Here is a 3,842-nt window from a genome sequence, read left to right as displayed (position 1 = left end):
CGAATTCTCAGGATGACGCATCGTTTTGTTTCCTTCTCCCTTGATGGGAGAAGGTGAGGATGAGGGTGAAAACCCTGAGTGTGAACCAGATTTGGTATTTTAAAATTAAGGCTTGGTGTGAATATCCAAGTATCCCCCTCACCTTAATCCTCTCCCACCAGGGGAGAGGAAAGAAAGAAAATAGATTTACAGAATAGAAAAACTGGTTAGGAGTGTGACCGATGAAAGAAAAACCAATATCAAAGGCAGTGATCCCGGTGGCTGGATATGGAACCCGTTTATTACCGGTAACCAAGTCTCAGCCGAAAGAAATGCTACCGATTGTCGATAAACCAGCGGTTCAATATGTGGTGAGAGAAGCCATCGATTCGGGAGTAGAAAGTATTCTTTTTGTTACCGGCCGAGGGAAAAGAGCCATTGAAGATTATTTTGATTACGCCGTGGAATTGGAATTGGAATTGGAAAATAAAGGAAAATTTGATCTCTTGCAGGAAGTTCGTGATATTGGCGACATGATTCGAATATTTTATGTACGTCAGAAGCTGCAAAAAGGCTTAGGAGATGCCGTTTACCAAGCAAAACGCTTTATTAATGATTCACCTTTTGCGGTTTTGTTAGCTGATGATATCATTGATTCCACTGATCCGGTGCTTCGACAAATGATCGATTTATATCGTAAAAGACCAGGGATAATTTTGGCAGTGACCCGGATTCCTCAAGAGGAGATTTCGCAATGGGGCGTCATTAAGGGGAAGGAAATAGGAAAGGGAACATTTAAGGTTGAAGATATGATTGAAAAACCCGATCCTGGCGAAGCCCCTTCCGATTTAGCAATTATTGGCAGGTATATTTTAACCCCGTCAATATTCGAGGCGATTGAGAAGGTATCCCCAGGAAAAGGAGGAGAAATCCAACTCACTGATTCGATTCGAAGCCTCTTAAAAAAAGAGGAAATTTACGCTTATGAATTTCAAGGAACGTATTATGGAGTGGGGGATAAGATTGGGTTTTTAAAAGCAAATGTGGCCTATGCCTTAAAACGGAAAGATATTGGCGATGAGTTGAAAGGATTTTTAAAGCAGATTATCGAAGAAGAAAAATAGGGTGAACTCACGATTTTGAATGGATAGTTGTATACTATAGATATTTAGTTCTTGAGAGAGGTGTAGGAATCGATGGAAGTCATGAGTTATGGTGGTTGGGAAAAGTGTATAAGAATGGAAAATGGCAAAATTGAATTAGTGGTTACTCAGGAAGTTGGTCCTCGAGTAATTCGAGCCGGTTTCATTGGGAAACAAAATCTATTTAAAGAATTTCCTGATCAAAAGGGCAAAGTTGGTGGAGACGAATGGAGAATTTATGGGGGACATCGTCTTTGGCATGCACCAGAAGCTATACCACGAACTTATTTCCCTGACAATCATCCAGTGGCAGTTGCTGGGAATAAAAATATTTTAGTTTTAACTGCTGAGACTGAAAATACTTCGGGGATTCAAAAAAAGTTGATTTTACAGTTATCGGAAAATGAAAATCGAATCAAGGTAACTCATCAGCTTTTTAATCAAAATCTCTGGCCGGTTGAGTTTGCCGTCTGGTCATTATCGGTTATGAACATTGGGGGCACGGCAATAGTACCCCAAGAACAATTTGTCCCTCATACTGATTTATTGACTCCAATCCGACCGATGGCTTTATGGGGATATACCAACATGAATGATCCGCGTTGGCGGTGGGGGCAAAGATATGTGACTCTCCAGCAAAGAACGGATATGAAAGAACCAACCAAAGCTGGATTTGGGAATAAAAAGGGTTGGGTAGCCTATGGAGTCAACGGTTTTTTATTCATTAAGATAAGTAGCTATCAAGATGGAGCATCATACCCTGATTACGGGTCGTCAACCGAGCTTTATACCAATCCGGACATCTGTGAGGTAGAAACTCTCAGCCCACTTAAGTTAATAAATCCAGGAGAAATGCATGAACATATTGAAAACTGGTTCTTATATAGCGATGTGCAGTTTAAAAATACCGATGAATCGATTGATCGTAACGTATTACCAATGGTTGAAAAATCAATGGAAATTTTAAAAGGATAACCGGGGAGGTATAAATGAGAATTACCTTTTTAGGAGCAGCTCGAGAAGTAACCGGTTCCTGTTATCTAATCGAAGGACGGAATAAACGTTTTTTAATTGACTGTGGTATGGTGCAGGGAAGTGGTGAAGAAAGAAATGCTGCTTCTTTTTCCTTTGATCCCGGGAGCATTGATTTTCTTTTATTAACCCATGCTCACCTTGATCACTCGGGACGGATTCCTTTTCTTTATAAAGATGGATTCCGAGGAAAGATATTTGCCACAGCTCCCACCATTGAGCTATGTGAAGTTCTCTGGCTCGATATGTATAAAATTATGCTGGAAGAAACCAACCGGACCAATCGAAAAAATCTCCGTGCCGGAAGGCCTTCAATAGAACCTTTGTATACCGAAGAAGATGTTTTGGGAGCTTTAAACCTTTTTGAACCAGTTGGATACGATGAAATTGTACCAGTCGATAATATTGAATCAGTTTTCAGAAATGCTGCACATATTATTGGTGCAGCAACCATTGAGATTTGGATTGATGGTGTTAAGCTGGTTTTTTCCGGAGACCTGGGTCCCTTTTATAATGTAATGGAGGGGTCGCCTCCGATTATAGATGAGGCGGATTATGTCATATTAGAATCAACCTATGGAAATCGTCGCCATAAAACCTTGGAAGAAACTCGGGAAGAGTTTGAAAATGCCATTCGCGAAGCTCTTAAATCCGGGGGGAAGGTTCTCATTCCTTCTTTTGTTGTCGACCGTGCCCAGAGGTTGATTTATGAACTTTCTCTGCTAAAAAATAAAATGAAGTTTGATTTCCCGATTTTTTTCGATAGTCCGATGGGAAGCAAAGCGACTGAAATTTATCAAAAATATATGGGGTTAATGGCAGGAGAGATCCAAAAACAAATTTTTCAAGGCCATGATCCTTTTGTTCTTCCCGGGATGAGTTATGTCAGCTCACCCGATGAATCAAGAGCTATCAATCAGATCGAAAAAGCTATTGTGATTGCCGGTAGTGGAATGTGTACCGGAGGAAGAATTATTCATCACCTGAAGCATGGATTGTGGAAGCCCAATACTGATTTAATTTTTGTTGGGTATCAAGCACGAGGAACTTTGGGCCGGCTGCTGGTTGATGGGGTTAAAAAAGTCAAGTTATTTGGTGAGGAAATTAGTGTAAAGGCTAAAATAAATACGATTAATGGCTTTTCAGCCCACGCTGACCAGGATGATCTGCTGAAATGGTCAGATTATTTTCAATCGAATCCAACCTTTATTATTACTCACGGTGAAGAAGAGATTGCCGAGACTTTTGGCCGTGTTCTTGAAAAACGCGGTAGAGCGGTTATAGTTCCTCGGTTAGGCGACTCGATTGATCTGGTGAAAAAAGAGAAAAAAGTTTGTGTTTCAGAAGCACCTGCGGTAGAAAGCCCGGTGGTTCAAGAAATTAGTTCGAAAGTCAAATCCCTTCAAGAGAAGAAAATTTATACCGGGACTGACGGCGATCATCTACTTCGTTCAGCTTTGCTATTAATTGAAGAAGCGGAAAAAGCAGTGATGGAGGGATAGTGAATCAAATAGGTTCTGCGTAAGTGGAAAATAAACTAAAATAAATATAATTAAGTGGACTCAATGATTCGGCCTTTTTCTATCCTGTAAATACCGAATTTAGTGAAAAAGAATAAACAAAAAAAGAGAAAAGCACACCCCCCTGAATCCCCCCTCAATGGGGGAATGAATTGAACAATTCCCCTCC

The 3,842-nt window shown here is 40.5% G+C and carries 3 protein-coding genes; all 3 read left to right on the top strand.

The window, feature by feature from the left end:
- Positions 1-221: 221 nt before the first annotated feature.
- A complete protein-coding gene (gene galU, locus PLK24_RS09445) occupies positions 222-1,103 on the top strand; it encodes a UTP--glucose-1-phosphate uridylyltransferase GalU (protein WP_324478526.1) in 882 nt (293 codons plus the stop codon).
- Positions 1,104-1,175: 72 nt separating this feature from the next.
- Positions 1,176-2,096 carry a hypothetical protein gene (locus PLK24_RS09440; protein WP_324478524.1) on the top strand — a complete coding sequence of 307 codons (921 nt, stop codon included), beginning with the start codon at positions 1,176-1,178 and terminating at the stop codon, positions 2,094-2,096.
- Between the two features lie 14 nt (positions 2,097-2,110).
- On the top strand, positions 2,111-3,655 hold the full coding sequence (locus tag PLK24_RS09435) for an MBL fold metallo-hydrolase RNA specificity domain-containing protein (protein WP_324478522.1): 1,545 nt from the start codon (positions 2,111-2,113) through the stop codon (positions 3,653-3,655).
- Positions 3,656-3,842: the final 187 nt, after the last annotated feature.

This window comes from Atribacter sp., from assembly GCF_035418125.1.
Lineage (GTDB): Bacteria > Atribacterota > Atribacteria > Atribacterales > Atribacteraceae > Atribacter > Atribacter allofermentans.
The sequence above is the reverse complement of the archived record's forward strand: the minus strand, read 5'-3'. Positions and strand labels throughout refer to the sequence as shown.